The sequence below is a fragment of the Escherichia sp. R1 genome, assembly GCF_003000935.1.
Lineage (GTDB): Bacteria > Pseudomonadota > Gammaproteobacteria > Enterobacterales > Enterobacteriaceae > Escherichia > Escherichia coli.
In genome coordinates this window covers 152,745-178,125 of record NZ_PSRU01000007.1, presented here as the reverse complement: position 1 = coordinate 178,125, position 25,381 = coordinate 152,745, and the positions used below count along the sequence as shown (strand labels likewise).

The following is a 25,381-nucleotide window of genomic DNA, read 5'->3' as shown; positions in this document are numbered from 1 at the left end:
ACGATGTAAAGCCTCTGGTTAATAATGCAAATGCGCGGCAAGGATAGCAGAAAGTCATGGGAAATTCTGTGGTATCCGCTCATGTTTCGCGCGGCGTTACGCAAACCCGAATCATCGGATTTAACGGTACACTGATATTGACGCTCATAATGTAAAAAGGTTCTTTCAATGGCCAATAATACCACTGGATTCACCCGAATTATCAAAGCTGCTGGCTATTCCTGGAAAGGTTTACGCGCTGCATGGATCAACGAAGCGGCATTCCGTCAGGAAGGCGTAGCGGTATTGTTAGCGGTGGTTATCGCCTGCTGGCTGGATGTGGACGCGATTACCCGCGTGCTGCTTATCAGCTCCGTGATGCTGGTGATGATTGTGGAAATTCTCAATAGCGCCATCGAAGCTGTGGTTGACCGAATTGGCTCTGAATACCATGAGCTTTCCGGACGCGCTAAAGATATGGGATCCGCCGCAGTGCTGATTGCCATTATCGTCGCCGTGATTACCTGGTGCATCCTGTTATGGTCGCATTTTGGATAACCCTTCCAGATTTCGATAAATCTCTGGTTTATTGTGCAGTTTATGGTTCCAAAATCGCCTTTTGCTGTATATACTCACAGCATAACTGTATATACACCCAGGGGGCGGAATGAAAGCGTTAACGGCCAGGCAACAAGAGGTGTTTGATCTCATCCGTGATCACATCAGCCAGACAGGTATGCCGCCGACGCGTGCGGAAATCGCGCAGCGTTTGGGGTTCCGTTCCCCAAACGCGGCTGAAGAACATCTGAAGGCGCTGGCACGCAAAGGCGTTATTGAAATTGTTTCCGGCGCATCACGCGGGATTCGTTTATTGCAGGAAGAGGAAGAAGGGTTGCCGCTGGTAGGTCGTGTGGCTGCCGGTGAACCGCTTCTGGCGCAACAGCATATCGAAGGTCATTATCAGGTCGATCCTTCCTTGTTCAAGCCGAATGCTGATTTCCTGCTGCGCGTCAGCGGGATGTCGATGAAAGATATCGGCATTATGGATGGCGATTTGCTGGCAGTGCATAAAACTCAGGATGTACGTAACGGTCAGGTCGTTGTCGCACGTATTGATGACGAAGTTACCGTTAAACGCCTGAAAAAACAGGGCAATAAAGTCGAACTGTTACCAGAAAACAGCGAGTTTAAACCAATTGTCGTTGACCTTCGTCAGCAGAGCTTCACCATTGAAGGGCTGGCGGTTGGGGTTATTCGCAACGGCGACTGGCTGTAACATATCTCTGAGACCGCGATGCCGCCTGGCGTCGCGGTTTGTTTTTCATCTCTCTTCATCAGGCTTGTCTGCATGGCATTCCTCACTTCATCTGATAAAGCACTCTGGCATCTCGCCTTACCCATGATTTTCTCCAATATCACCGTTCCGTTGCTGGGACTGGTCGATACGGCGGTAATTGGTCATCTTGATAGTCCGGTTTATTTGGGCGGCGTGGCGGTTGGTGCAACGGCGACCAGCTTTCTCTTTATGTTGTTGCTGTTTTTACGCATGAGCACCACCGGGCTGACTGCGCAGGCTTATGGTGCCAAAAATCCTCAGGCATTAGCCCGTGCGCTGGTGCAACCGTTGCTGTTGGCGTTGGGGGCCGGGGCGTTAATTGCGCTGCTGCGTACGCCGATTATCGATCTGGCGCTGCATATTGTTGGTGGTAGTGAAGCAGTCCTGGAACAGGCGCGACGCTTTCTTGAAATCCGCTGGTTAAGCGCACCGGCGTCGCTGGCGAATCTGGTATTACTTGGCTGGTTACTCGGCGTGCAATATGCCCGTGCGCCAGTAATTTTGTTAGTGGTCGGCAATATCCTCAACATTGTGCTGGATGTCTGGCTGGTGATGGGGCTGCATATGAACGTGCAGGGCGCGGCTCTGGCGACGGTTATTGCGGAATATGCAACATTGCTGATTGGTCTGCTAATGGTGCGTAAAATTCTCAAACTACGCGGAATCTCCGGCGAAATGCTGAAAACAGCCTGGCGAGGAAACTTCCGTCACTTGCTGGCGCTTAACCGCGATATCATGCTGCGCTCGCTGTTGCTGCAACTCTGTTTCGGCGCGATCACTGTACTTGGCGCGCGACTGGGGAGTGACATTATCGCTGTTAACGCAGTTCTGATGACGCTACTCACCTTTACCGCCTATGCGCTGGATGGTTTTGCCTACGCGGTTGAAGCACATTCCGGTCAGGCATACGGTGCGCGCGACGGTAGTCAATTGCTGGATGTCTGGCGGGCAGCGTGCCGCCAGTCGGGGATCGTAGCGTTACTGTTTTCGGTGGTTTATTTGCTGGCAGGGGAACACATCATTGCGTTGCTGACGTCGTTAACCCAGATTCAGCAGCTGGCTGACCGCTATCTTATCTGGCAGGTGATTTTGCCGTTGGTCGGCGTCTGGTGTTATCTGCTGGACGGCATGTTTATAGGCGCAACGCGTGCCGCCGAAATGCGTAACAGTATGGCGGTGGCCGCCGCAGGTTTTGCACTGACGCTCCTTACGCTGCCGTGGCTGGGGAATCATGGTTTGTGGCTGGCGTTAACCGTCTTTCTGGCGTTACGCGGGCTTTCTCTGGCGGCTATCTGGCGGCGTCACTGGCGTAACGATACCTGGTTTGTCGCAACGTGACGGTTAAAAATTCTGAATAAATAATCCTAAGCCAAATTGCTGACTACACTTAATCTCACGTTCAGAAGAAAAGTGAACGTACTCTCATTCACAACCTAACGATGAGGTCTTGATTATGAATAAAGATGAAGCCGGCGGTAACTGGAAACAGTTTAAAGGTAAAGTGAAAGAGCAATGGGGCAAACTGACCGATGATGATATGACGATCATTGAAGGAAAACGTGATCAGTTAGTGGGTAAAATCCAGGAACGCTACGGTTATCAGAAAGATCAGGCAGAAAAAGAGGTTGATAGTTGGGAAAAACGCCATGATTACCGCTGGTAATTAATCCCTCCTGCCCGACATGTACAAGGATGTACACCCTTTTAGCGAGGTTTCTTTTTCACCTGAATAGAGTGGTCATGATGGCACTGTTCGGGATGACGACACGCTTCTACTTCTACACATGCTGAACATAATCCATGTGCTTCAATAACATTATGCCGCAGGGCAAAACCCATTTTTGCCGCCAGCGTATGCATGATGTCTTCCACGCCTTCAGCACATTCTTCTTTCACCGCGCCGCAGCGATCGCAAATAAACATGGCTGAAGTATGGGTGGGCTGATCGAACAGATGACAGAGCACATAACTGTTGGTGGATTCCACCTTATGCACAAAACCTTGTTCAAGCAGAAACTCCAGCGCGCGATAAACCGTTGGCGGCTTGGCTTGCGGTTCAGCTTCGCGCAGCAAATCAAGCAGATCATAAGCGCTGATAGCGCCATCCTGCAGACTCATCAGGCGCAACACTTCGAGACGCTGTGGGGTCAGGCGCACATTACGCTGTGCGCAGATTTTTTCAGCCTGCGCTAATAACTCCTGCGTTGTGGTCTTTTCCATTGGGCACCTCGACAGTGGGGTTAAGAATGCCCTTACTTTACCATAGTTCTCGCTTAAACGCCGAGAACAGGGTGTCATGGCTGTCACATTGCCTGATCGCATATTCGTTATGCTATAGTAGCGCCCCCAATTTACCAGATGCTTAAAAAGTCGCCATGCCAGCAGAATCACACACTGTTTATCCCGCTTACCGTTTCTCGATTGCCCCGATGCTCGACTGGACGGACAGACATTGCCGTTATTTCTTGCGTCTGCTTTCCCGCAATACGTTGCTGTATACCGAAATGGTGACCACAGGGGCGATTATTCACGGTAAAGGTGATTACCTGGCGTACAGTGAAGAAGAACATCCGGTAGCGTTGCAACTCGGGGGTAGCGATCCGGCGGCGCTGGCACAGTGTGCGAAGCTGGCAGAAGCGCGTGGATACGATGAGATCAACCTGAATGTTGGCTGCCCGTCTGACCGGGTGCAGAACGGCATGTTTGGTGCGTGTCTGATGGGTAATGCGCAGCTGGTTGCCGACTGCGTGAAAGCGATGCGCGATGTGGTGTCGATTCCGGTGACGGTGAAAACGCGTATTGGCATCGATGATCAGGACAGCTATGAATTTCTCTGCGATTTCATCAACACCGTTTCCGGCAAAGGTGAGTGTGAGATGTTCATCATCCACGCACGTAAAGCCTGGCTTTCTGGGTTAAGTCCGAAAGAAAACCGTGAGATCCCGCCTCTCGATTATCCGCGTGTGTATCAACTGAAGCGTGACTTTCCGCATCTGACGATGTCAATTAACGGTGGTATCAAGTCGCTGGAAGAAGCTAAAGCGCATTTGCAACATATGGATGGCGTGATGGTCGGGCGCGAGGCGTATCAGAATCCGGGGATTCTGGCGGCGGTAGACCGAGAGATTTTTGGTTCCTCGGATACCGATGCCGATCCGGTGGCGGTAGTGCGCGCCATGTATCCGTACATTGAGCGTGAACTCAGCCAGGGTACGTATCTCGGCCATATTACCCGGCATATGCTGGGCTTGTTCCAGGGTATTCCTGGCGCGCGGCAGTGGCGGCGTTATTTAAGTGAAAATGCCCATAAAGCGGGTGCAGACATTAATGTGCTGGAACACGCGCTCAAACTGGTGGCGGATAAGCGTTAACTTTTCACCAAAAAGTAGTCAAATTCACCACGCCCTGCGCACCGTCGCGGGGTGTTTTGCTGTTAAATCAACAGATTATTTTTGGCATGATTCTTGTAATGCCAGCAAGAGATTTCATATTTGGGAGAGCATCATGCTGGAACTACTTTTTGTAATTGGCTTTTTTGTCATGCTGATGGTCACCGGTGTTTCGTTGCTGGGTATTATCGCCGCGCTGATTGTGGCGACGGCCTTTATGTTCCTCGGCGGTATGCTGGCATTGATGATTAAGTTGCTGCCGTGGCTGCTGTTGGCGGTTGCGGTGGTGTGGGTGATCAGGGCGATTAAAGCACCAAAAGTGCCGAAATATCAGCGTTATGACCGCTGGCGTTACTAAGGGATTGTGCGGATGATCACAACCTAAGGTTTTATCCTTAGAACAAAATAGGAATTGATAATCAAATCTGTCACTATTGCGCGTCAAACAAATTCATCGAGCTGTACCCTACATACAGCCGAATTATAAAAAGAAAGGGCTTCCCAGGTGGAAGCCCTATTTCTTTTATGGAATCAATAGGCTGGAACCTTGCGTCGCCCGGCTTTCCAGAATCTCATGCGCACGCTGTGCATCCTTAAGCGGATATTTCTGCTGCTCGGCGACATCGACCTTAATCACACCGCTGGCAATCAAAGAGAACAGTTCATTACTGGCCTCGGTTAATTCCTCCCGCGTGGTGATATAGCCTTGCAGGGAAGGGCGTGTTACATACAACGAGCCTTTCTGATTGAGAATGCCTAAGTTCACACCGGTAACCGCACCTGATGAGTTGCCAAAACTCACCATTAAGCCGCGGCGTTGCAGGCAATCCAGCGACCGTTCCCAGGTGTCTCTGCCCACTGAATCGTACACCACACGCACTTTCTTACCACCGGTGATCTCTTTCAATCGCTCGACCAGATTCTCTTCACGATAGTTAATAACCTGCCACGCGCCCGCTTTTAGCGCACTCTGCGCTTTTTGCGCGGTTCCTACGGTGCCGATAAGTTTCGCGCCCAGGGCTTTTGCCCACTGGCAGGCAATCAAGCCAACGCCGCCAGCCGCTGCGTGGAACAGGAACTGCTCATCGGGTTTAATTTCATAGGTTTTGCGCAGCAGATAATAAACCGTTAAGCCTTTCAGGAAGGATGCCGCAGCTTGCTCAAAAGAAATTGCCGCAGGCAGAATCGCCGCTTTATCTGCATTAATGTTATGCACAGAGCTGTAAGCGCCTAATGCCGATTGTGCATAGACTACGCGATCGCCTGCCTTAATATGCTTTACACCACTGCCGACTTTACTCACGATGCCTGCCGCTTCGGTGCCTAATCCGCTGGGTAGCGATGGTGGCGGGTAAAGGCCGCTGCGGATATACGTGTCGATAAAATTGATGCCGATGGCTTTATTTTCGACCTGGATTTCATTCTCCGCCGGATCGGCAGGAGTGAACTCTACGGCTTGAAGTACTTCCGGGCCACCGTGCTTGTGAAATTCAATTCGTATTGCCATGTGTCCTCCAGAACGTATCGTCAGGGTCTGCTTCATATGGTAAAGTTTCGACCCATTCTTTATCTCGGTAACTCCATTCACTATGGCAGGAAATAAACCCTTCAACAAACAGCAGGCTGAACCCCGCGAACGCGATCCACAAGTTGCCGGGCTGAAAGTGCCTCCGCACTCGATCGAAGCGGAGCAGTCGGTGTTGGGCGGTTTAATGCTGGATAACGAACGCTGGGACGATGTAGCCGAGCGTGTGGTGGCAGACGACTTTTACACCCGCCCACACCGTCATATCTTTACTGAAATGGCGCGTTTGCAGGAAAGCGGTAGTCCTATCGATCTGATTACCCTTGCGGAATCGCTGGAACGCCAGGGGCAACTTGATAGCGTCGGTGGTTTCGCTTATCTGGCGGAGCTGTCAAAAAATACGCCAAGTGCGGCGAACATCAGTGCTTATGCTGACATCGTGCGTGAACGTGCCGTTGTTCGCGAGATGATTTCGGTTGCGAATGAGATTGCCGAAGCCGGTTTTGATCCGCAGGGGCGTACCAGCGAAGATCTGCTGGACCTGGCTGAATCCCGCGTCTTTAAAATTGCCGAAAGTCGTGCAAACAAAGACGAAGGGCCGAAGAACATCGCCGATGTGCTCGACGCCACGGTGGCGCGTATTGAGCAGTTGTTTCAGCAGCCACACGATGGCGTTACCGGGGTAAACACCGGTTATGACGATCTCAACAAAAAAACCGCTGGCTTGCAGCCGTCGGATTTGATCATCGTCGCCGCGCGTCCGTCGATGGGTAAAACAACATTTGCGATGAACCTCGTCGAAAACGCGGCGATGTTGCAGGATAAACCAGTACTTATCTTCTCGCTGGAGATGCCATCAGAACAGATTATGATGCGTTCTTTGGCGTCGCTGTCGCGCGTTGACCAGACTAAAATCCGTACCGGGCAGCTCGATGATGAAGACTGGGCACGTATTTCCGGCACCATGGGTATTTTGCTCGAAAAACGTAATATCTATATCGATGATTCCTCCGGCCTGACGCCAACGGAAGTCCGTTCCCGCGCGCGCCGTATTGCCCGTGAACACGGCGGCATCGGGCTTATCATGATCGACTACCTGCAACTGATGCGCGTACCGGCGCTTTCCGATAACCGTACGCTGGAAATTGCAGAAATCTCCCGCTCGCTGAAAGCACTGGCGAAAGAACTGAACGTGCCGGTGGTGGCGCTGTCCCAGTTGAACCGTTCTCTGGAACAACGTGCCGACAAACGCCCGGTCAACTCCGACCTGCGTGAATCTGGCTCTATCGAGCAGGATGCGGACTTGATCATGTTTATCTATCGTGATGAGGTGTATCACGAAAACAGTGATTTAAAAGGCATCGCGGAAATTATTATCGGTAAACAACGTAACGGCCCAATCGGGACGGTACGCCTGACCTTTAACGGTCAATGGTCGCGCTTCGACAACTATGCGGGGCCGCAGTACGACGACGAATAATAATTATTTTATGAATTAGGTAATTAAAGCAAACACTTATCAAGGAACACAAATGCAAGCGGCAACTGTTGTGATTAACCGCCGCGCTCTGCGACACAACCTGCAACGTCTTCGTGAACTGGCGCCTGCCAGTAAAATGGTTGCGGTGGTGAAAGCGAACGCTTATGGTCACGGTCTTCTTGAGACCGCGCGAACGCTCCCCGATGCTGACGCCTTTGGCGTAGCCCGTCTCGAAGAAGCTCTGCGACTGCGTGCGGGGGGAATCACCAAACCTGTACTTTTACTCGAAGGCTTTTTTGATGCCAGAGATCTACCGACGATTTCTGCGCAACATTTTCATACCGCCGTGCATAACGAAGAACAGCTGGCTGCGCTGGAAGAGGCTAGCCTGGACGAGCCGGTTACCGTCTGGATGAAACTCGATACCGGTATGCACCGTCTGGGCGTAAGGCCGGAACAGGCTGAGGCGTTTTATCATCGTCTGACCCAGTGCAAAAACGTTCGTCAGCCGGTGAATATCGTCAGCCATTTTGCGCGCGCGGATGAACCAAAATGCGGCGCAACCGAGAAGCAACTCGCTATCTTTAATACCTTTTGCGAAGGCAAACCTGGTCAACGTTCCATTGCCGCGTCGGGTGGCATTTTACTCTGGCCACAGTCGCATTTTGACTGGGTGCGCCCGGGCATCATTCTTTACGGCGTATCTCCGCTGGAAGATCGCTCCACCGGTGCCGATTTTGGCTGTCAGCCAGTGATGTCGCTAACCTCCAGCCTGATTGCCGTGCGTGAGCATAAAGCCGGAGAGCCTGTCGGTTATGGTGGAACCTGGGTAAGCGAACGTGATACTCGTCTTGGCGTAGTCGCGATGGGCTATGGCGATGGTTATCCGCGCGCCGCGCCGTCCGGTACGCCAGTGCTGGTGAACGGTCGCGAAGTGCCGATTGTCGGGCGCGTGGCGATGGATATGATCTGCGTAGACTTAGGTCCACAGGCGCAGGATAAAGCCGGGGACCCGGTCATTTTATGGGGCGAAGGTTTGCCCGTAGAACGTATCGCTGAAATGACGAAAGTAAGTGCTTACGAACTTATCACGCGCCTGACCTCAAGAGTCGCGATGAAATACGTGGATTAATCGTTCTTTAATATTTGATTGTCTGTGCCGGATGCGGCGTGAATGCCTTATCCGGCCAATAAAATCGTACCAATTCAATAAGTTGATATTCTTTCATGCTCTTATAAAGGTCGTGCATCTGGCGGATGTACGTTTGTCATGAGTCTCACTCTGTTGCTAATTGCCATTCGCCCCTGAACATCCTCTCGATCTTCGCCTTCTTCCGGTTTATTGTGTTTTAACCACCTGCCCGTAAACCTGGAGAACCATCGCGTGTTTCAAAAAGTTGACGCCTACGCTGGCGACCCGATTCTTACGCTTATGGAGCGTTTTAAAGAAGACCCTCGCAGCGACAAAGTGAATTTAAGTATCGGTCTGTACTACAACGAAGACGGAATTATTCCACAACTGAAAGCCGTAGCGGATGCGGAAGCGCGCCTGAATGCGCAGCCTCATGGTGCTTCGCTTTATTTACCGATGGAAGGGCTTAACAGCTATCGCCATGCCATTGCGCCGCTGCTGTTTGGTGCGGACCATCCGGTACTGCAACAACAGCGCGTAGCAACCATTCAAACCCTTGGCGGCTCAGGGGCATTGAAAGTGGGCGCAGATTTCCTGAAACGCTACTTCCCGGAATCAGGCGTCTGGGTCAGCGATCCTACCTGGGAAAACCACGTAGCAATATTCGCCGGGGCTGGATTCGAAGTAAGTACTTACCCCTGGTATGACGAAGCGACTAACGGCGTGCGCTTTAATGACCTGTTGGCGACGCTGAAAACATTACCTGCCCGCAGTATTGTGTTGCTGCATCCATGTTGCCACAACCCAACGGGTGCCGATCTCACTAATGACCAGTGGGATTCCGTGATTGAAATTCTCAAAGCCCGCGAGCTTATTCCATTCCTCGATATTGCCTATCAAGGATTTGGTGCCGGTATGGAAGAGGATGCCTACGCCATTCGCGCCATTGCCAGCGCTGGATTACCCGCTCTGGTGAGCAATTCGTTCTCGAAAATTTTCTCCCTTTACGGCGAGCGTGTCGGCGGACTTTCTGTTCTGTGTGAAGATGCCGAAGCCGCAGGCCGCGTACTGGGGCAATTGAAAGCAACCGTTCGCCGCAACTACTCCAGCCCGCCGAATTTTGGTGCGCAGGTGGTGGCTGCGGTGCTGAATGACGAGGCATTGAAAGCCAGCTGGCTGGCGGAAGTAGAAGAGATGCGAACTCGCATTCTGGCAATGCGTCAGGAACTGGTGAAGGTATTGAGCACAGAGATGCCAGAGCGCAATTTCGATTATCTGCTTAATCAGCGCGGCATGTTCAGTTATACCGGTTTAAGTTCCGCTCAGGTTGACCGACTACGTGAAGAGTTTGGGGTCTATCTCATCGCCAGCGGTCGCATGTGTGTCGCCGGGCTTAACGCGCAAAATGTGCATCGCGTGGCAAAGGCGTTTGCTGCGGTGATGTGATTTTAATCAACAGGCGGATCTCTCCGCCTGTTCCTGACTCCAGCCATCCCCTACTATTCTGTCCCTTTTTTCGCCCACTTTTACATCATCTATTTTCTATAAGTTTTTGAAAATTAGTGTTTTTAACTGTTGGTACGGATTGTGCAGTAATGCGGCTGTCTATGACCATCAGGAGAAAAACATGGAGAACATGACCTCGCCCGGCACGCTGCTTAGTGGAGATAACGCGACCTGGCTTGAAGATTACTACCAGACCTGGTTGCGTACGCCGGAACAACTCCCGGAAGACTGGCGGCGTTTTTTTCTTTCACCTGAACTGACTGTCCAAAGCGTATCCGGTGATAACAACGTCAGCGGTGCGACCTTAAAAAAACAGGCTGCGATAATACAACTGATCAATGCCTGGCGCACGCAGGGGCATCTGCGCGCAAAGCTTGATCCACTTGGTTTGAATCCCCCAGCTGACGTTCCCTCCCTCCTGCCTGGTTTTTGGGGATTAAGCGAAGAAGACTTGTTGCAGGAGTTTAGCGTCACCTTTGGCGCACACACCACGCAAATGCCACTTAAGCAACTGCTTAACCTGCTAGAGCAAGCCTGGGCGGGTAGCCAGGCTTATGAACTTGCTCATCTGGAAAATCGTGAAGAAATCAACTGGTTGTTATCACGGATTGAGAGCAGCAATGCGCCACAAGCAGATGTACAAACCTGTATTGCTCGTTTTGAAAAACTGATGGCGGCAGAGACGTTAGAGCGTTATCTGCATACCCGTTATGTTGGGCAGAAACGGTTTTCTCTGGAAGGGGGCGAAAGTGCAATCCCGGCGCTCGATACGCTGACAAAATGCCTGCGTGCGCAAGGTGTGGAGGAAATGGTCATTGGCATGGCGCACCGGGGAAGACTTAATGTTCTGGTTAATCTGTTGAATAAAGACCCGGCACAGCTTTTTGCTGAGTTTGAAGGCAAGCAGACGATCGGCAGTGGTTCAGGCGATGTGAAATACCACATGGGGTATTCCAGCAATCTGGAAACACCTGCCGGTTCGCTGCATGTGGCGCTGGCGTATAACCCCTCACATCTGGAGATCGTGAATCCGGTGGTGCTGGGCCAGGTGCGAGCCAGGCAGGAACGCCGTGGTGAGGATGGTCAGGCAAAAGTGGTGGGCGTACTTATTCATGGGGATTCCGCGTTGGGCGGCCTCGGCGTCAACCAAACCACGTTTAACTTATCGCAGACTCAGGGCTACGGCACTGGCGGTACGCTACATCTGGTGATTAACAATCAGATTGGCTTCACCACTTCCCGCTTGCAGGATATGCGTTCTTCACGGTACTGCACCGATATTGCCAAAATGGTAGCGGCCCCAATTATCCACGTTAATGGCGATGACGTTGACGCTGTTTGCCAGGTAATGGAACTGGCGTGCGAATGGCGAGACACCTTCCGGCGCGACATCATCATCGATATTTGCTGCTTCCGTAAGCACGGACACAACGAAAGCGATGAGCCACGTCTTACCCAGCCACAAATGTATCAGGCAGTGGATGCTCACCCTGGTACGCTCGCCCGTTATGGTGAATCTCTTGCCCGCCGCGGCCTGTTAACTCAGGCGCAACAAGATGAGATGACGGCACGCTATCGCGACTGGCTGGATAGCTGCCAGAAACGTGAACCGCAGCCTCTCAAACCTGCAATTCACTCTTTTAGCGCTAACTGGTATGGGTTGACCAACCCTCACTGGAGCGCCCCGGTATCTACGGCATTGCCTCGGCAAAAGCTGGCAGCGTATGGTGAAATCATTTCTACACTGCCACCCGATGTGGTCGCACATCCTACCATTAAACGGCAACTGACGTTACGCCAGGATATGGCCGCAGGTACTCAGCCAATAGACTGGGGAATGGCTGAAATGCTGGCCTATGCATCGCTTGTGGATGCGGGTGTTGGTGTGCGTCTTTCTGGTGAAGACTCAGGGCGTGGCACGTTCAGTCATCGCCATGCAGTGGTACATCATCAAACTGAAGCCCGTCGTTATCTGCCGTTACAGCATATCCGCGCTGGTCAGGCATCTTTCGATGTTTATGATTCGGTGCTTAATGAAGAAGCGCTCTTAGCCTTTGAATATGGCTATTCAACGTCTGCGCCTCAGCAACTGGTTATTTGGGAAGCACAGTTTGGTGACTTTGCCAACGGCGCTCAGGTTGCTATTGACCAGTTTATCTCGTCTGGCGAAACCAAGTGGGATCGCTATAGCGGTTTAACCATTCTTCTGCCGCATGGCTATGACGGACAAGGGCCGGAGCACTCTTCTGCGCGTCCTGAGCGCTGGCTGCAACTGTGCGCAGAAAACAACATGCAGGTGGTGATGCCCAGTGAGTCAGCACAAATGTTCCATTTGTTGCGCGGTCAGGCATTACGCCCAATGCGCAAACCGTTAGTGATAATGATGAGTAAGCGTTTACTTCGGTTTAAAGGCGCTATGAGCGAGCTTTCTGAATTCACTGATGGCGCTTATAAACCGGTAGTCACCGATCCGCAATTGCATCAGTCCCAGAAAGTTAAGCGTGTTATTTTGTGTAGCGGCCAGGTCTATTACGACGTACTGGAAGCCCGTAAGCAGCGTGAGTGTGAAGATGAGGTAGCGATTGTTCGCCTGGAGCAACTCTACCCGTTCCCGGTCGCAGAACTGAATGATGTTCTGGCGAGTTGGCCGAACTGCTGCGAATGGATTTGGTTGCAGGAAGAGCCAGAAAACCAGGGCGCGTGGCGGCAGATTCGTCATGAGCTGGCGGCACTGAAAATTAACACTCCTTACTGGCAGTATGCAGGCCGCCCGGCAGCGGCAGCTCCGGCGACAGGGTATGGGCGTGTACATAAACAACAAATCGACGAATTTCTTGCTGCTGCGTTTGCAGATATTCAGCCATGAAAGGCGCACAAAAATAATAAGGAGAACATTTTATGATCGAAATTACTGTCCCTGTATTACCGGAATCTGTCACGGAAGGCACGCTGACAACCTGGTGTAAACAAGAAGGCGAGCACGTAAAACGCGATGATGTGATTGCCGAGCTGGAAACCGATAAAGTCATTCTGGAAATACCGGCCCCGCACGATGGCGTGTTAAGCAATATTATCGTCAGCGAAGGTAGCACGGTCACGTCCGCGCAACTGTTGGCGCATCTTAAGCCGCAAGCTGTCATAGAAGAAACCGTCACACCAGTCACCGAAACCCTGGCGATGCCTTCCGCACGGCTGGAGGCACAGCGTAGTGGTGTCGAACTTGCTGACGTTGCGGGGAGCGGGAGAAATGGACGTATCCTGAAAGAGGATGTACAGCGCGTTACTCCTGCACCAGTCATTCAGCCTGAACGGGTGGCGGAGATCGCGCCAGCTAAACCCTTGACACCGGGTGCTCGTCAGGAACGTCGTGAGCCGATGTCGCGCTTACGTCAGCGGATTGCTGAGCGTCTGCTGGCTTCCCAACAAAATAACGCCATTCTTACCACATTCAACGAAGTAAACATGCAGAGCGTGATGGACTTACGCGCCCGCTGGAAAGATCGTTTTGCCGAGAAGCACGGCGTGAAGCTGGGCTTTATGTCCTTCTTTGTGAAGGCCGTTACCCGGGCGCTGGAGCGCTTCCCTGTAGTGAATGCCAGCGTTGATGGCAACGAGATTATCTGGCGTGATTATTGCGATATCGGCATTGCAGTGAGCAGCAACCGCGGCCTGGTAGTGCCTGTGTTACGCAATGCGCAATCACTCTCTTTGGTGGAAATTGAACGGCAAATTGCCGAATACGCCACACAGGCACGCAATGGCAAATTGCCGCTGGAGGCGTTACAGGGCGGCACGTTCTCTATCACCAACGGCGGTACTTTTGGTTCGATGATGTCAACGCCAATCATTAACCCGCCGCAGTCGGCCATTCTTGGGATGCATGCCATCACGCCGCGCCCGGTCGCAGAAAACGGCCAGGTTGTTATTCGTCCCATGATGTACCTTGCTCTCAGCTATGACCATCGCATTATCGATGGTCAGGAAGCCGTGCAGACATTGGTGGCAATACGTGAGCTACTGGAATCACCGGAACAACTGTTGCTGGATCTTTAAGGAGGGCGCCGATGAGTACAATTTTTGATGTGGCAGTTATGGGGGGTGGGCCAGGTGGTTACGTAGCGGCACTGCGGGCTGCGCAGAATGGGCTTTCCGTAGTATGTATTGATGATGGTGTTAATGCACAGGGCGAACCTTCGCCGGGCGGTACGTGTCTCAATGTCGGCTGTATTCCGTCAAAATCGTTGCTGCAATCTTCCGAACTGTACGCGCAAGTGCAGCATGAGGCGAGCATTCATGGCGTTAATGTTGACGGCGTATCTTTCAATGCAGCTGCGATGATTCAACGTAAAGACGCCATAGTAAGCCGCCTGACAATGGGCATCGGCTTGCTGTTTAAGAAAAATAAAGTGAAGTACCTGTGCGGCCTCGCAACGTTAGAACATGCTCGGGATGAGATTTGGCAATTACGTGTAAACGATCAACAAATCCGCGCCCGTAATGTGGTGATTGCAACAGGTTCTCAGCCGCGTCAACTGCCTGGCGTTACCATTGATAATCAGCAAATTCTCGATAATCGCGGCGCCCTAGCGTTAACCGCTGTGCCGCCGCGTCTCGGTGTGATCGGCGCTGGCGTGATTGGCCTTGAACTGGGGTCTGTGTGGAATCGGGTCGGTTCAGACGTCACGTTGCTGGAGATGGCGCCAACGTTCTTGCCTGCACTGGAAGCTCGCCTGTCGAACGAAGTCCGTAAAGCAATGATTGCCAGTGGGATGAAAATGCAACTGGCAGTAGAGATTGAGGCTATTGAACAACGGGATGACGGTGTGCATGTGCGCTGGCGGCAGGGTGAGAAGCGAGAAGAAAGCCGCTTCGATAAATTAATTCTTGCCATTGGACGTGTACCGCGACTTTCTGGTGTCGATCTCGTGCAACTCGGTCTTGAAGCCGACAACCGTGGCGGTATTGCCGTCGATAACTTATGCCGTACCGGGAAAGCCGGGCTGTGGGCAATTGGTGATGTCGTGCGAGGGCCGATGCTGGCGCATAAAGCGATGGCTGAAGGTGTGGTGGTTGCGGATCAAATTGCCGGACTGGCGGTAGAGCCGATTAATTTTGCGCTGATCCCTTCGGTGATTTACACCCAACCGGAAGTTGCGTGGGTAGGGGAAAACGAGGCCTCACTGAAAGCCGCTGGCAGAGTCTTTAACAAAGGAAATTCTCTGTTTGCCGGTAACGGTCGCGCCTTAGCATTAGGCCAGGAAGGTGGGCGTTGCACGTTATACAGCGATAAACACACTGACCGCGTACTTGGCGGAGCGATTGTTGGCCCGCAGGCATCGGAGCTGATCAATGAAATTGCGCTGGCGATGACTTTTAGCGCCTCTGGCGAGGATATTGCCTGTGCGATCCATGCGCATCCGACCTTAAGCGAAGTCATCCACGAAGCAGCAATGGCCTTGAATAATAAAGCATTACACGGATAACACATACCACTGAGGGAATATATGAATTTACATGAGTATCAGGCCAAATCGTTACTGGCTGGCATGGGGATGCCGTGTCCAAAAGAGATAGCCATCCAACAGATTTCGCAACTGGCAGATGCCTGGCAACATATTGCTTGCCCGAGTAAAGGCGCGGTACTTAAAGCGCAGGTACATGCTGGTGGGCGCGGTAAAGCTGGCGGCGTAAAAGTGCTTAAGCAGCTGCCGGAAGCACAGGCTTTTGTACAGCAAATGTTGGGATCGCAACTGGTGACTTATCAGACCGGGCCAGAAGGGCAGTATGTTAGCAGTATTTTGCTGTGCGAAAACATCTATCCGGTACGCCAGGAACTCTATTTTGGCATGGTGGTGGATCGTGAAAGCCAGCGGGTCACGTTTATTGTCAGCCCGGAAGGTGGTGTGGAAATTGAAAAAGTCGCCCATGAGACACCGGAGAAAATCAGCAGTGTCAGCATTGATCCACTGACAGGCGTGCAGCCTTGCCATATCCGCGAAATGTTTGCTGTTCTGCAACTGGAACACGGGCTATTTGCTACCTTTAGTCGCCTGGTTAATCAGGCGTGGAAAGCCTTTAACGAACTGGATTTCGCCCTGCTGGAAATTAACCCTCTGGTGTTGCGGGAAACGGGCGAATTTATGTGTGCAGACGCGAAAGTATCGCTGGATGATAACGCGCTGTATCGTCACCCGGAACTCCAGGTGCTACGTGATGAAACCCAGGAAGATCCACGCGAAAGCCAGGCAGCGAAGCTTGATCTTAATTATGTCTCGCTGGACGGAAATATCGGCTGCATGGTCAATGGTGCAGGGCTGGCTATGGCAACCATGGACATCATCAAGCTATACGGTGAACAACCCGCAAACTTCCTGGATGTTGGCGGTGGCGCAACCCAGGAGCGCGTCAGTGAAGCCTTTCGGCTGATTGTTTCCGACAGCAAAGTGAAAGCCATTCTGGTTAATATTTTTGGTGGGATTGTCCGTTGCGACATGATCGCCAGAGCCATTATTCATGCTCTGAATGAGGCCCGTATCACCCTGCCTGTCGTGGTGCGTCTCTCCGGTAATAACGCTGCCGAAGGGCAGCGGTTACTGGCAGAAAGTGGCCTGACGGTGGAAGCCGTCAATTCTCTGGATGATGCCGCTAAACGCATCATTGCGTTACTGAATTAACAGGAGGTTAAGATGAGCGTTTTGATCAACAAACACACGCGGGTACTGGTGCAGGGCATTACCGGCAAAAACGGCACATTTCATACAGAGCAGGCTATTGCGTATGGCACGCAGATTGTGGGTGGAGTGACGCCAGGTAAGGGCGGGCAACGGCATCTGGATCGCCCGGTTTTTGATTCAATGAAAGAAGCGATGCGACAAACTGAGGCTGATGCCAGCGTGATTTATGTGCCTGCACCGTTTGTGCTGGATTCTGTTGTTGAGGCTATTGAAGCTGGCGTCAAATTGGTTGTGGTGATCACTGAAGGTGTACCGACACTGGATATGGTGAAAGTTCGTCGGCTGCTTGACTGCCACCCGGATGTGCGGCTGATTGGGCCAAACTGCCCAGGAGTTATCACGCCGGGGGAGTGCAAAATCGGGATTATGCCTGGTGAAATCCACCGCCCAGGGCGTATTGGGATTGTTTCCCGCTCCGGTACATTAACCTACGAAGCTGTAGCGCAAACCACGGCGCTGGGACTTGGGCAATCCACCTGTATTGGTATTGGCGGCGATCCGGTTCCGGGGACTAACTTTATTGATGCGCTGCGTTTATTCGAAAATGATCCGCAAACAGACGCGGTAATTATGATCGGTGAAATTGGTGGTAATGCGGAAGAACGGGCCGCGGAATTTATTCGCCATGAAATGAATAAACCGGTCGTAGGTTATATTGCCGGTGTTACTGCACCAAAAGGAAAACGCATGGGGCACGCCGGAGCCATTATTTCTGGCGGTAGCGGCAGTGCAGAGGATAAATTCCGTGCGTTCGATAAAGCAGGCATGGCATGGACAAGAAACCCGGCGTTGCTTGGCGAAACGTTATGGAATGTTATTAAGTAATCCATAAATGAATATCAAGGGAGCATATCGCTCCCTTTTTTTATCTGTGTGGTAAGAGAATCACCTTTTATTTACTGTGCGGAAAACCGCGCACAAAATAAAAAGAATAAATAATAAAATCATTAAATAACAAAGCATTATTAAAAAATTAAAGATGGCATAGCTCCTGCAATAGCCAGGCAGGTTTTTTATTTTTCACAATGAGGTGAATATGTCATCAATATCACATGGCGCACCACAAAAGCGTCGAATTATCCCTAATCCCGGCCTGTGGTTGGCGATCATTGCCGGAATTATTATTACTCTTCTGCCTCTGGGCGATACCTTGCCCGTCGCTGGACAAAATATGATCGCCATTCTGGTGTTTGCCATTATTGTCTGGATCAGCGAAGCGATGGATTACACCGCCAGTGCAATTGTTATTTCCGCACTGATTATCTTTATGGTTGGTTTTGCCCCGGATATGAATCACCCGGACACGATCCTTGGCACCGCGAAAGCGCTGAAAATGACTCTGTCGGGTTTTTCTAATTCTGCTCTGGCGCTGGTGGCAGCAGCAATGTTTATCGCGGCGGCAATGACCATTACCGGGCTGGATAAACGCATTGCGCTGTTTACTATGTCGAAAATAGGTGCCAGCAGCCGCAGCATTATTATCGGTGCCATTGTGGTGACCATCGTCCTGAGCCTGGTCGTACCCAGTGCCACTGCCCGTACGGCTTGCGTGGTGCCGATTATGATGGGGGTCATTGCGGCATTTAAGGTGGATAAACATTCACGTTTAGCGGCGTCAATGATGATTGTTATCGCCCAGGCGACCAGTATCTGGAACGTTGGTATTCAAACTTCGGCGGCGCAAAACCTGCTTTCTATCGGTTTTATCAATAAAACTTTCGGCGCCGGGCATTCTGTCAGCTGGCTTGACTGGCTGTTAGCGGGCGCGCCCTGGAGCCTCACCATGTCGGCGATCCTCTATTTCCTCGCACGTAAATTGTTGCCGCCAGAAACGGAAGCTGTTGAAGGGGGGAGCGAGGCCATTAAAAAAGCACTTGCAGAGTTAGGGCCAACCACTGGTAAAGAAAAACGTTTGATCGGTATTTCGCTATTGTTACTGCTCTTTTGGTCTACTGGCGGAAAATTACACAGTATTGATACCACCTCTGTCACCCTTGCCGGACTGGCGATTATGTTGCTGCCAGGCATCGGTGTAATGAGCTGGAAAGAGGTCGAAAAACGTGTGCAGTGGGGCACGTTGCTTATGTTTGGTATTGGTATCAGCCTGGGGTCCACGCTGCTTGATACGCAGGCAGCTTCATGGATGGCGAACTATGTGGTGAAAGGTTTTGGTCTCGATGGCTTGCCATCATTAGCCATCTTCGCGATTCTCGCCGCTTTCTTGATAATTATTCACCTGGGGTTTGCCAGTGCCACTGCGCTAACTGCCGCATTGCTGCCCATCCTGATTAGCCTGTTAAGCAGTCTGCCGCCAGAACTCGGCGTTAACCCGGTCGGCATGACCATTCTGCTCGCCTTCAGTGTCAGTTTTGGCTTCATCCTGCCGATTAACGCGCCACAAAATATGGTGTGTATGGGTACGGATACCTTCACGCCACGCCAGTTTACCCGTGTGGGACTGTACCTGACGGTAATCGGCTACCTGTTGTTGCTACTGTTTGCCGCCACCTGGTGGAAAATTTTAGGTCTAATGTGAGGAAACCAACGATGTCATTACAAATTACTGTTGAAAAAGTGCGTTGGTTAGCTGCCGGGCTGCTGGAACTTAATGGCTGTGATGCCGATATCGCTCAGGATGTGGCGGAACATATGATTGAAGCGGAACGTTATGGCTTTGCCAGCCACGGCGTCACGCTGCTACCGAAATATCTGGAAAATATCGCTCGTGGCGATGTAACCGCGAATGCCCGCCCGGAATGCTTAACAAGTGAAGGTAATTTACAACGTTTTCATGCCCACAATGGCTTTGGTCAACACGCCGGAAAAGTGGCGGTAAATGCTGCCATCGAACAAGCAAAACACCGCGGTTTTTGCCTGTTAACGTTGTGCCATGCGCATCATTTAGGGCGTATGGGGCATTACGGGCAAATGGTTGCTGATCAAGGCCTGGCGATGCTGGCCATGAGTAACGTCACCGGGCGTCCTGCACTGGTCGCCCCGTGGGGCGGTGCGGAACCGCGTATGACCACTAACCCTTTCTGCTTTGCCTGGCCGTTCAGTGATGGGCGTCCGCCGATTCTGGTTGATTTTGCCACCAGTAGCATGGCGCTAAATAAAGCACGGGTAATGTCGTCCACCGGGAAGCAGGCCGCGCCGGGACAATTGATTGATGCACAGGGGAATCCAAGCAATGATCCTGGGGTGTTATTCAGCAATCCTCCAGGGGCGTTACTGCCATTTGGTGAGCATAAAGGATTTGGCCTGGCACTGATGATTGAAATGATGGCGGGGATCTTATCTGGTGGTGACACGATCGCCGAAGATCATCAGACGGATGGATCTGCGCATAATCATCTTTTTGCGTTGATTATCGATCCTGATCAATTCACCGATCTGGCAGGGGAGAAAGGGCAGTTCTTTGCGGATTATCTGTTAGCTACGCAGCCTCAACCTGGCGGCAATCCGGTGATTTACCCCGGTATGCCAGAAGCTGCCAACCGGGAACGCAATGCGAAGATGATTACGATCCCGGTATCATTCTGGTCCTGGGTAGTTGAACATTACGCCCGCAAAGGTATCGATTTGGGGTTACATCCTCAGGAATCAGCATTAGCTGGATGATTCTGGTCGATAAACTTGCGGTTGAATCTGATGTTTGTTGAGTTTGTCATATAAAGTCTTGCGCGGCAGCTGTAATAGCCGCGCTGTCAAACTGACCTGGCCTTCCGTTTGTCGCAGCATATCTTCGATTAACTTTTTCTCGAAAGCATCAATGCAGGCGGTAAGACCACTCTCTTCTTGCTGAGTCATTGGCACTGGCTGGTGGTGGGTCAGTAAACCGAGAACAAAACGCTCTGCATTGTGTTTAAGTTCACGTACATTGCCAGGCCAACTTTGTGACTGCAACCAGGCCAGTAACATGGGAGAAATATCAGGCAGAGGACGATTATATTTTTGTGCCGCCTGACTGGCGAACCAGTAAAACAGTTCAGGGATATCTTCTCGTCGCTGGCGTAGAGGTGGAATATTCAGGCTAACCACATTCAGACGATAATAGAGATCGAGACGAAACAGATGTTCTTCGCTGCGACGCAGTAAATCTTCCTTGGTCGCTGCAATAACACGGCAATTCACCGGAATTAATTGATTGGCACCTAATCGTTCAATGGTTCTTTCCTGCAATACACGTAGCAGTTTTACCTGCATTCCTGATGGCATTCCCTCTATTTCATCGAGAAATAACGTACCACCATTTGCATGTTCAATTTTTCCAATACGCTTTTTAACCGCACCGGTAAATGCGCCCGCCTCATGACCAAATATTTCGCTTTCAAACAACGTTTCTGGTAAGCCTGCACAGTTTAAGGCAACAAACTGCCCCTGACGGCGGGTACTCCAGTGATGCAGCATTCTGGCGACGACTTCTTTACCACAACCTGTTTCACCATAAATAAGGACATCGGCACCGGTATCTGCGACATTAAGGATCATTTTACGCAGTTGTTGCATCTGCGGACTACGACCAATCAGCACCGGGCCATTTTCCTGTTGCAGATTCGCCAGTAATTGCTGATTTTCTAAAACCAATCGCCGTTTTTCTACCGCTCTGGCAATAATACTCAATAATTTATCTGAGCTACTTGGTTTCTCAATGAAATCGAATGCACCATTACGCATGGCATCCACCGCCATTTCCACGTCACCGTGTCCGGTAATTAAAATAACCGGAATTTTGCTATCCATTTCGTTGATGTAACTGAGGAGCTCTAGTCCTGATATTCCAGGTAACCTGACATCGGTCAGTATAATAATGTTGGCCTGACTTTGAATAAGGGGAATACTGTGTTCTGCATCGCAACAGGAAATAACACGATAACCAGCCAGCGTGAGCGTTTGTTCACAGGCAAAACGTACATCGTCACTATCCTCAATATAAACTATAGTAATTTCACTGGATTTATTATTCATGTTCTTCTCCCCATTCAGGCCAGGTTAATGTCATTACTGCGCCGCCTTCAGGATGATTACTGGCGTGGAGTGCGCCGTTCGAATTTCGGACAATTTCGCTGACTATTGCCAGTCCCAACCCCATTCCTCTACGTTTAGTGGTAAAAAATGGTTCAAATATGCGATCGACAACTTCAGGTGCAAAACCGCCACCGCTGTCTTTAATGGTAATAATAACTTTGTTATTTGCCTGGCGAATGGCGATATCCAGTCGTTTGTAAGAGCTACCTTCCATAGAATCTAAGGCGTTGCTAATTAAATTACTGAATATCTGTTCAAGACCGAGCTCATCGCAATTGACAAATAACGGCATGGATGGGGCTTTTATTCGTCGCTCAATGTTATTTTTCTCCATGCTGTGATTAAGTAACGCCACGGCGCTATACATCACTTTGATGACATCGGCAGAACCTTTAGGTACGCGATGGCGCGAGGCAAATGCTTTAAGTTCGGAAATGAGCTGCGTCATCCGCTCAATCACTGAAATAATATGTTTCAGATTCTGTTCAACCTGCGGATACATCTCTTTTTTTAGCATAGTACGCGCGTTATCAGTAAGTGCGTGAATGGCGGCTAACGGTTGATTTTGTTCATGGGCAATTTCGGTTGCCATCTGTCCAAGCGCCGCCAGTTTGCTGGACTCTGCCAGTTCACTACGCGTAATTTGTAATACTTGTTCAGCTTGACTGCGCTCTTTTATCTCCTGTATTAATTTTTGATTGATCAATTCCAGGGCAGATGTACGCTCTTTAACCTGTTTTTCTAATGTTTCATTCGCAAGTGTTAATAATTGTTGTGCATGAGATCGCATTCTCCAGTATTTAATAAATAACAAAAACAGCAGGTAAATAATTAGTGTAATGACTAACAAAATAGCCCATGACCAGTACAGGTTATCTAAGGGGACCATAATTGTCATTTTCCAGTTAAATTCTGGAATGGCTATTTGTTGCGTATAATATTGCGGGAATAAACAGAGTTGTTCTTTTTTATCTTTCAGGAAAGTAAAATTGCTCACGGTATAACAGGGATAATAATCCGCCGGTAAAAGATTGTCGAGACTATATTGGCGGGTAGATTGTAGTTTTTGTTTTGCCTGAACAGGTAACGGTTGCAGTGTTCGCATTCGCCATGGCGATTTTGAACTTAAAAATATAATCCCATGTTCATCATTCACGATAATATTTTCAGGACCTTCGGCCCATGCTTTTTCAATTTCATTAAGACTTATTTTTACTACTACAACACCGACAATTTTTCCTTTATCTTTTATACTTGTAGAGAGGAAGAATCCCGGTGTATTCGTAGTGCTACCAATACCGTAAAAGCGTCCATTTAAGCCAGACATGGCGTGTTTATAATAGGGGCGATAGCTATAATTTTGCCCTACATAGCTGCCGGGGTCCTGCCAGTTGCTAGAAGCGATGGCCTTACCTTGGGTATCCAGAATAAATATTGCTGCGGTTTTGAGTTGAGTATTGAAATGTGCAATTCGTTGATTGAGTTCGCTGGACGTCATATCGTCAGGCGTAATTACCGCCTGACGGATGATATGGTCTGTTGAGAGCATATAGGGTAAAACATAAAATTGCTCGATGGTGGAATATAATGTGGACTTATACATTTCAAGCCGCATTTTATCGGTACCGGACAAGGTATTAAAACGCAAGTGCAAAAAAGCGATTGAAACCGCGAGCATGATAAGAAAAAGTGAAATGCTTGTAATGTGAAATCGCCATTTGTTCTTAAATATATAATTCCACGATATTTTCATTCATCATCCATTGAATGCATTTATATTTATCATCAGTATATTCCCTGAACAATGTTTGCGAGAACCAAAAGAGTGCCATTGTGTGAATGTGTAAGCAGAATAACCGTGGCAATGTGTGGTTTATCGCACAGGTATTCCAAATGTGATCATGCTCTTTTTATGTGACAAATCCGCAGATAATCCTTCCTTTCCCCCGCGGTTGGCGTTATGGTCAGATGGTTTTTTCAACAAACGCACAATAATAAGTTTCAACTTACTGACTATTTAGGGAAAAATATGCGCAAGATCACACAGGCATTGAGTGCCGTTTGCTTATTGTTCGCTCTAAACAGTTCCGCTGTTGCCCTGGCCTCATCTCCTTCACCGCTTAATCCGGGTACTAACGTAGCCAAACTCGCTGAACAGGCGCCAATTCATTGGGTTTCGGTTGCACAAATTGAAAATAGCCTCGCAGGACGTCCGCCAATGGCGGTGGGGTTTGATATCGATGATACGGTACTTTTTTCCAGTCCGGGTTTCTGGCGCGGCAAAAAAACCTTCTCGCCAGAAAGCGAAGATTATCTGAAAAATCCTGTGTTCTGGGAAAAAATGAACAATGGCTGGGATGAATTCAGCATTCCAAAAGAGGTCGCTCGCCAGCTGATTGATATGCATGTACGCCGCGGTGACGCGATCTTCTTTGTGACTGGTCGTAGCCCGACCAAAACAGAAACGGTTTCAAAAACGCTGGCGGATAATTTTCATATTCCTGCCACCAACATGAATCCGGTGATCTTTGCGGGCGATAAACCAGGGCAAAATACAAAATCGCAATGGCTGCAGGATAAAAATATCCGAATTTTTTATGGTGATTCCGATAACGATATTACCGCCGCACGCGATGTCGGCGCTCGTGGTATCCGCATTCTGCGCGCCTCCAACTCTACCTACAAACCCTTGCCACAAGCGGGTGCGTTTGGTGAAGAGGTGATCGTCAATTCAGAATACTGACAGAGCGGGAGAGCGTAATACTCTCCCGAATGCTGTTTTTTTAATCACACCTTTATCCTTTCGCTGTCTTGCTGCAAACTGATTAAGAGAGTTTTATCAAGGAGCAGCACATGTGGTATCAAAAGACGCTCACGCTTAGCGCCAAATCTCGTGGGTTTCATCTGGTAACGGATGAAATTCTGAATCAGCTGGCTGATATGCCGCGCGTTAACATCGGCTTACTGCATCTGTTGCTGCAACATACCTCCGCCTCTCTGACACTTAATGAGAACTGCGATCCCACCGTACGCCACGACATGGAGCGTTTTTTCCTCCGCGCCGTTCCCGATAACGGAAATTATGAGCATGACTATGAGGGAGCAGACGATATGCCTTCTCATATCAAATCCTCAATGCTGGGAACATCGCTTGTATTGCCGGTGCATAAAGGGCGTATTCAGACCGGTACCTGGCAAGGCATCTGGCTGGGGGAACATCGCATCCACGGCGGATCGCGTCGCATCATCGCGACACTTCAAGGGGAGTAAAA

22 protein-coding genes are annotated in these 25,381 nt (G+C 50.3%); 18 read left to right on the top strand and 4 right to left on the bottom strand.

The annotated features are described in order from the left end of the window. Positions 1-168 precede the first annotated feature (168 nt). The 4 genes from dgkA (at position 169) to C4F37_RS11025 (ending at position 2,978) form a co-directional block, all read left to right on the top strand. Positions 169-537, top strand: coding sequence for a diacylglycerol kinase (gene dgkA, locus C4F37_RS11040; RefSeq protein WP_000002907.1), 369 nt, complete (start codon positions 169-171; stop codon positions 535-537). Between the two features lie 109 nt (positions 538-646). Further along, entirely contained in the window at positions 647-1,255 is a 609-nt protein-coding gene (lexA, locus tag C4F37_RS11035) for a transcriptional repressor LexA (protein WP_000646078.1), read from the top strand. 72 nt (positions 1,256-1,327) lie between these two features. Continuing rightward, on the top strand, positions 1,328-2,653 hold the full coding sequence (dinF, locus tag C4F37_RS11030; RefSeq protein ID WP_001296637.1) for an MATE family efflux transporter DinF: 1,326 nt from the start codon (positions 1,328-1,330) through the stop codon (positions 2,651-2,653). Between the two features lie 115 nt (positions 2,654-2,768). After that, positions 2,769-2,978, top strand: coding sequence for a CsbD family protein (locus C4F37_RS11025; RefSeq protein WP_001296638.1), 210 nt, complete (start codon positions 2,769-2,771; stop codon positions 2,976-2,978). 41 nt (positions 2,979-3,019) lie between these two features. On the opposite strand, the gene zur is transcribed toward C4F37_RS11025, so the two are convergent. Continuing rightward, on the bottom strand, positions 3,020-3,535 hold the full coding sequence (gene zur / locus C4F37_RS11020; RefSeq protein WP_000416264.1) for a zinc uptake transcriptional repressor Zur: 516 nt from the start codon (positions 3,533-3,535) through the stop codon (positions 3,020-3,022). A 155-nt stretch (positions 3,536-3,690) separates the two neighbouring features. Here zur and dusA point away from each other — a divergent pair, with 155 nt between their 5' ends. Then, complete coding sequence (gene dusA, locus C4F37_RS11015; RefSeq protein WP_001110630.1) at positions 3,691-4,686, top strand: tRNA dihydrouridine(20/20a) synthase DusA; 996 nt, start codon at positions 3,691-3,693, stop codon at positions 4,684-4,686. Positions 4,687-4,819: 133 nt separating this feature from the next. Then, positions 4,820-5,062, top strand: a complete 243-nt coding sequence (gene pspG / locus C4F37_RS11010; RefSeq protein ID WP_000891396.1) for an envelope stress response protein PspG — start codon at positions 4,820-4,822, stop codon at positions 5,060-5,062. A gap of 165 nt (positions 5,063-5,227) precedes the next feature. Here the strand turns inward: pspG and C4F37_RS11005 are convergent, their stop codons facing one another. Continuing rightward, positions 5,228-6,211 (bottom strand): quinone oxidoreductase, encoded by a 984-nt coding sequence (locus C4F37_RS11005; RefSeq protein ID WP_001540425.1) that lies wholly within the window; start codon positions 6,209-6,211, stop codon positions 5,228-5,230. 82 nt (positions 6,212-6,293) lie between these two features. Between C4F37_RS11005 and dnaB the strand changes: the two genes are divergently transcribed. The 10 genes from dnaB (at position 6,294) to C4F37_RS10955 (ending at position 20,702) form a co-directional block, all read left to right on the top strand. Continuing rightward, positions 6,294-7,709 (top strand): replicative DNA helicase, encoded by a 1,416-nt coding sequence (dnaB, locus tag C4F37_RS11000; RefSeq protein WP_000918363.1) that lies wholly within the window; start codon positions 6,294-6,296, stop codon positions 7,707-7,709. A 52-nt stretch (positions 7,710-7,761) separates the two neighbouring features. Next, entirely contained in the window at positions 7,762-8,841 is a 1,080-nt protein-coding gene (gene alr, locus C4F37_RS10995) for an alanine racemase (RefSeq protein ID WP_001147328.1), read from the top strand. Positions 8,842-9,093: 252 nt separating this feature from the next. Continuing rightward, a complete protein-coding gene (tyrB, locus tag C4F37_RS10990) occupies positions 9,094-10,287 on the top strand; it encodes an aromatic amino acid transaminase (protein WP_001540426.1) in 1,194 nt (397 codons plus the stop codon). 181 nt (positions 10,288-10,468) lie between these two features. Continuing rightward, complete coding sequence (locus C4F37_RS10985) at positions 10,469-13,213, top strand: 2-oxoglutarate dehydrogenase E1 component (protein WP_001540427.1); 2,745 nt, start codon at positions 10,469-10,471, stop codon at positions 13,211-13,213. Between the two features lie 32 nt (positions 13,214-13,245). Further along, entirely contained in the window at positions 13,246-14,400 is a 1,155-nt protein-coding gene (odhB, locus tag C4F37_RS10980) for a 2-oxoglutarate dehydrogenase complex dihydrolipoyllysine-residue succinyltransferase (RefSeq protein ID WP_000570229.1), read from the top strand. Between the two features lie 11 nt (positions 14,401-14,411). Next, entirely contained in the window at positions 14,412-15,830 is a 1,419-nt protein-coding gene (lpdA, locus tag C4F37_RS10975; protein WP_000103920.1) for a dihydrolipoyl dehydrogenase, read from the top strand. 21 nt (positions 15,831-15,851) lie between these two features. Then, positions 15,852-17,021 (top strand): ADP-forming succinate--CoA ligase subunit beta, encoded by a 1,170-nt coding sequence (sucC, locus tag C4F37_RS10970; protein WP_001048629.1) that lies wholly within the window; start codon positions 15,852-15,854, stop codon positions 17,019-17,021. A gap of 12 nt (positions 17,022-17,033) precedes the next feature. After that, entirely contained in the window at positions 17,034-17,906 is an 873-nt protein-coding gene (gene sucD, locus C4F37_RS10965) for a succinate--CoA ligase subunit alpha (protein ID WP_000114648.1), read from the top strand. Positions 17,907-18,117: 211 nt separating this feature from the next. Continuing rightward, on the top strand, positions 18,118-19,617 hold the full coding sequence (locus tag C4F37_RS10960) for a DASS family sodium-coupled anion symporter (RefSeq protein ID WP_001298277.1): 1,500 nt from the start codon (positions 18,118-18,120) through the stop codon (positions 19,615-19,617). A gap of 11 nt (positions 19,618-19,628) precedes the next feature. After that, entirely contained in the window at positions 19,629-20,702 is a 1,074-nt protein-coding gene (locus C4F37_RS10955; protein WP_001298283.1) for an Ldh family oxidoreductase, read from the top strand. On the opposite strand, the gene C4F37_RS10950 is transcribed toward C4F37_RS10955, so the two are convergent. Both C4F37_RS10950 and C4F37_RS10945 read right to left on the bottom strand, forming a co-directional pair. Then, positions 20,691-22,049: a sigma-54-dependent transcriptional regulator gene (locus C4F37_RS10950; protein WP_001060859.1), complete on the bottom strand. Its 1,359-nt coding sequence runs from the start codon at positions 22,047-22,049 to the stop codon at positions 20,691-20,693. The genes C4F37_RS10955 and C4F37_RS10950 overlap by 12 nt on opposite strands. Then, entirely contained in the window at positions 22,042-23,862 is a 1,821-nt protein-coding gene (locus C4F37_RS10945; protein ID WP_001540429.1) for an ATP-binding protein, read from the bottom strand. The genes C4F37_RS10950 and C4F37_RS10945 overlap by 8 nt, the downstream gene beginning before the upstream one ends. 276 nt (positions 23,863-24,138) lie before the next feature. On the opposite strand from C4F37_RS10945, the gene aphA reads away from it, so the two are divergent. Continuing rightward, entirely contained in the window at positions 24,139-24,852 is a 714-nt protein-coding gene (aphA, locus tag C4F37_RS10940; RefSeq protein ID WP_001226933.1) for an acid phosphatase AphA, read from the top strand. 110 nt (positions 24,853-24,962) lie between these two features. Next, positions 24,963-25,379, top strand: coding sequence for a secondary thiamine-phosphate synthase enzyme YjbQ (locus C4F37_RS10935; protein ID WP_000270369.1), 417 nt, complete (start codon positions 24,963-24,965; stop codon positions 25,377-25,379). The last annotated feature ends 2 nt before the right edge of the window (positions 25,380-25,381 follow it).

Coding starts and splice junctions, on each gene's coding strand:
- dnaB (WP_000918363.1), top strand. CDS start 6,294: ATGGCAGGAAATAAACCCTTCAACAAACAGCAGGCTGAACCCCGCGAA.
- zur (WP_000416264.1), bottom strand. CDS start 3,535: ATGGAAAAGACCACAACGCAGGAGTTATTAGCGCAGGCTGAAAAAATC.
- dusA (WP_001110630.1), top strand. CDS start 3,691: ATGCCAGCAGAATCACACACTGTTTATCCCGCTTACCGTTTCTCGATT.
- C4F37_RS10955 (WP_001298283.1), top strand. CDS start 19,629: ATGTCATTACAAATTACTGTTGAAAAAGTGCGTTGGTTAGCTGCCGGG.
- sucC (WP_001048629.1), top strand. CDS start 15,852: ATGAATTTACATGAGTATCAGGCCAAATCGTTACTGGCTGGCATGGGG.
- dgkA (WP_000002907.1), top strand. CDS start 169: ATGGCCAATAATACCACTGGATTCACCCGAATTATCAAAGCTGCTGGC.
- pspG (WP_000891396.1), top strand. CDS start 4,820: ATGCTGGAACTACTTTTTGTAATTGGCTTTTTTGTCATGCTGATGGTC.
- C4F37_RS11005 (WP_001540425.1), bottom strand. CDS start 6,211: ATGGCAATACGAATTGAATTTCACAAGCACGGTGGCCCGGAAGTACTT.
- lexA (WP_000646078.1), top strand. CDS start 647: ATGAAAGCGTTAACGGCCAGGCAACAAGAGGTGTTTGATCTCATCCGT.
- C4F37_RS10945 (WP_001540429.1), bottom strand. CDS start 23,862: ATGAAAATATCGTGGAATTATATATTTAAGAACAAATGGCGATTTCAC.
- aphA (WP_001226933.1), top strand. CDS start 24,139: ATGCGCAAGATCACACAGGCATTGAGTGCCGTTTGCTTATTGTTCGCT.
- alr (WP_001147328.1), top strand. CDS start 7,762: ATGCAAGCGGCAACTGTTGTGATTAACCGCCGCGCTCTGCGACACAAC.
- lpdA (WP_000103920.1), top strand. CDS start 14,412: ATGAGTACAATTTTTGATGTGGCAGTTATGGGGGGTGGGCCAGGTGGT.
- sucD (WP_000114648.1), top strand. CDS start 17,034: ATGAGCGTTTTGATCAACAAACACACGCGGGTACTGGTGCAGGGCATT.
- odhB (WP_000570229.1), top strand. CDS start 13,246: ATGATCGAAATTACTGTCCCTGTATTACCGGAATCTGTCACGGAAGGC.
- C4F37_RS10950 (WP_001060859.1), bottom strand. CDS start 22,049: ATGAATAATAAATCCAGTGAAATTACTATAGTTTATATTGAGGATAGT.
- C4F37_RS11025 (WP_001296638.1), top strand. CDS start 2,769: ATGAATAAAGATGAAGCCGGCGGTAACTGGAAACAGTTTAAAGGTAAA.
- dinF (WP_001296637.1), top strand. CDS start 1,328: ATGGCATTCCTCACTTCATCTGATAAAGCACTCTGGCATCTCGCCTTA.
- C4F37_RS10960 (WP_001298277.1), top strand. CDS start 18,118: ATGTCATCAATATCACATGGCGCACCACAAAAGCGTCGAATTATCCCT.
- C4F37_RS10935 (WP_000270369.1), top strand. CDS start 24,963: ATGTGGTATCAAAAGACGCTCACGCTTAGCGCCAAATCTCGTGGGTTT.
- C4F37_RS10985 (WP_001540427.1), top strand. CDS start 10,469: ATGGAGAACATGACCTCGCCCGGCACGCTGCTTAGTGGAGATAACGCG.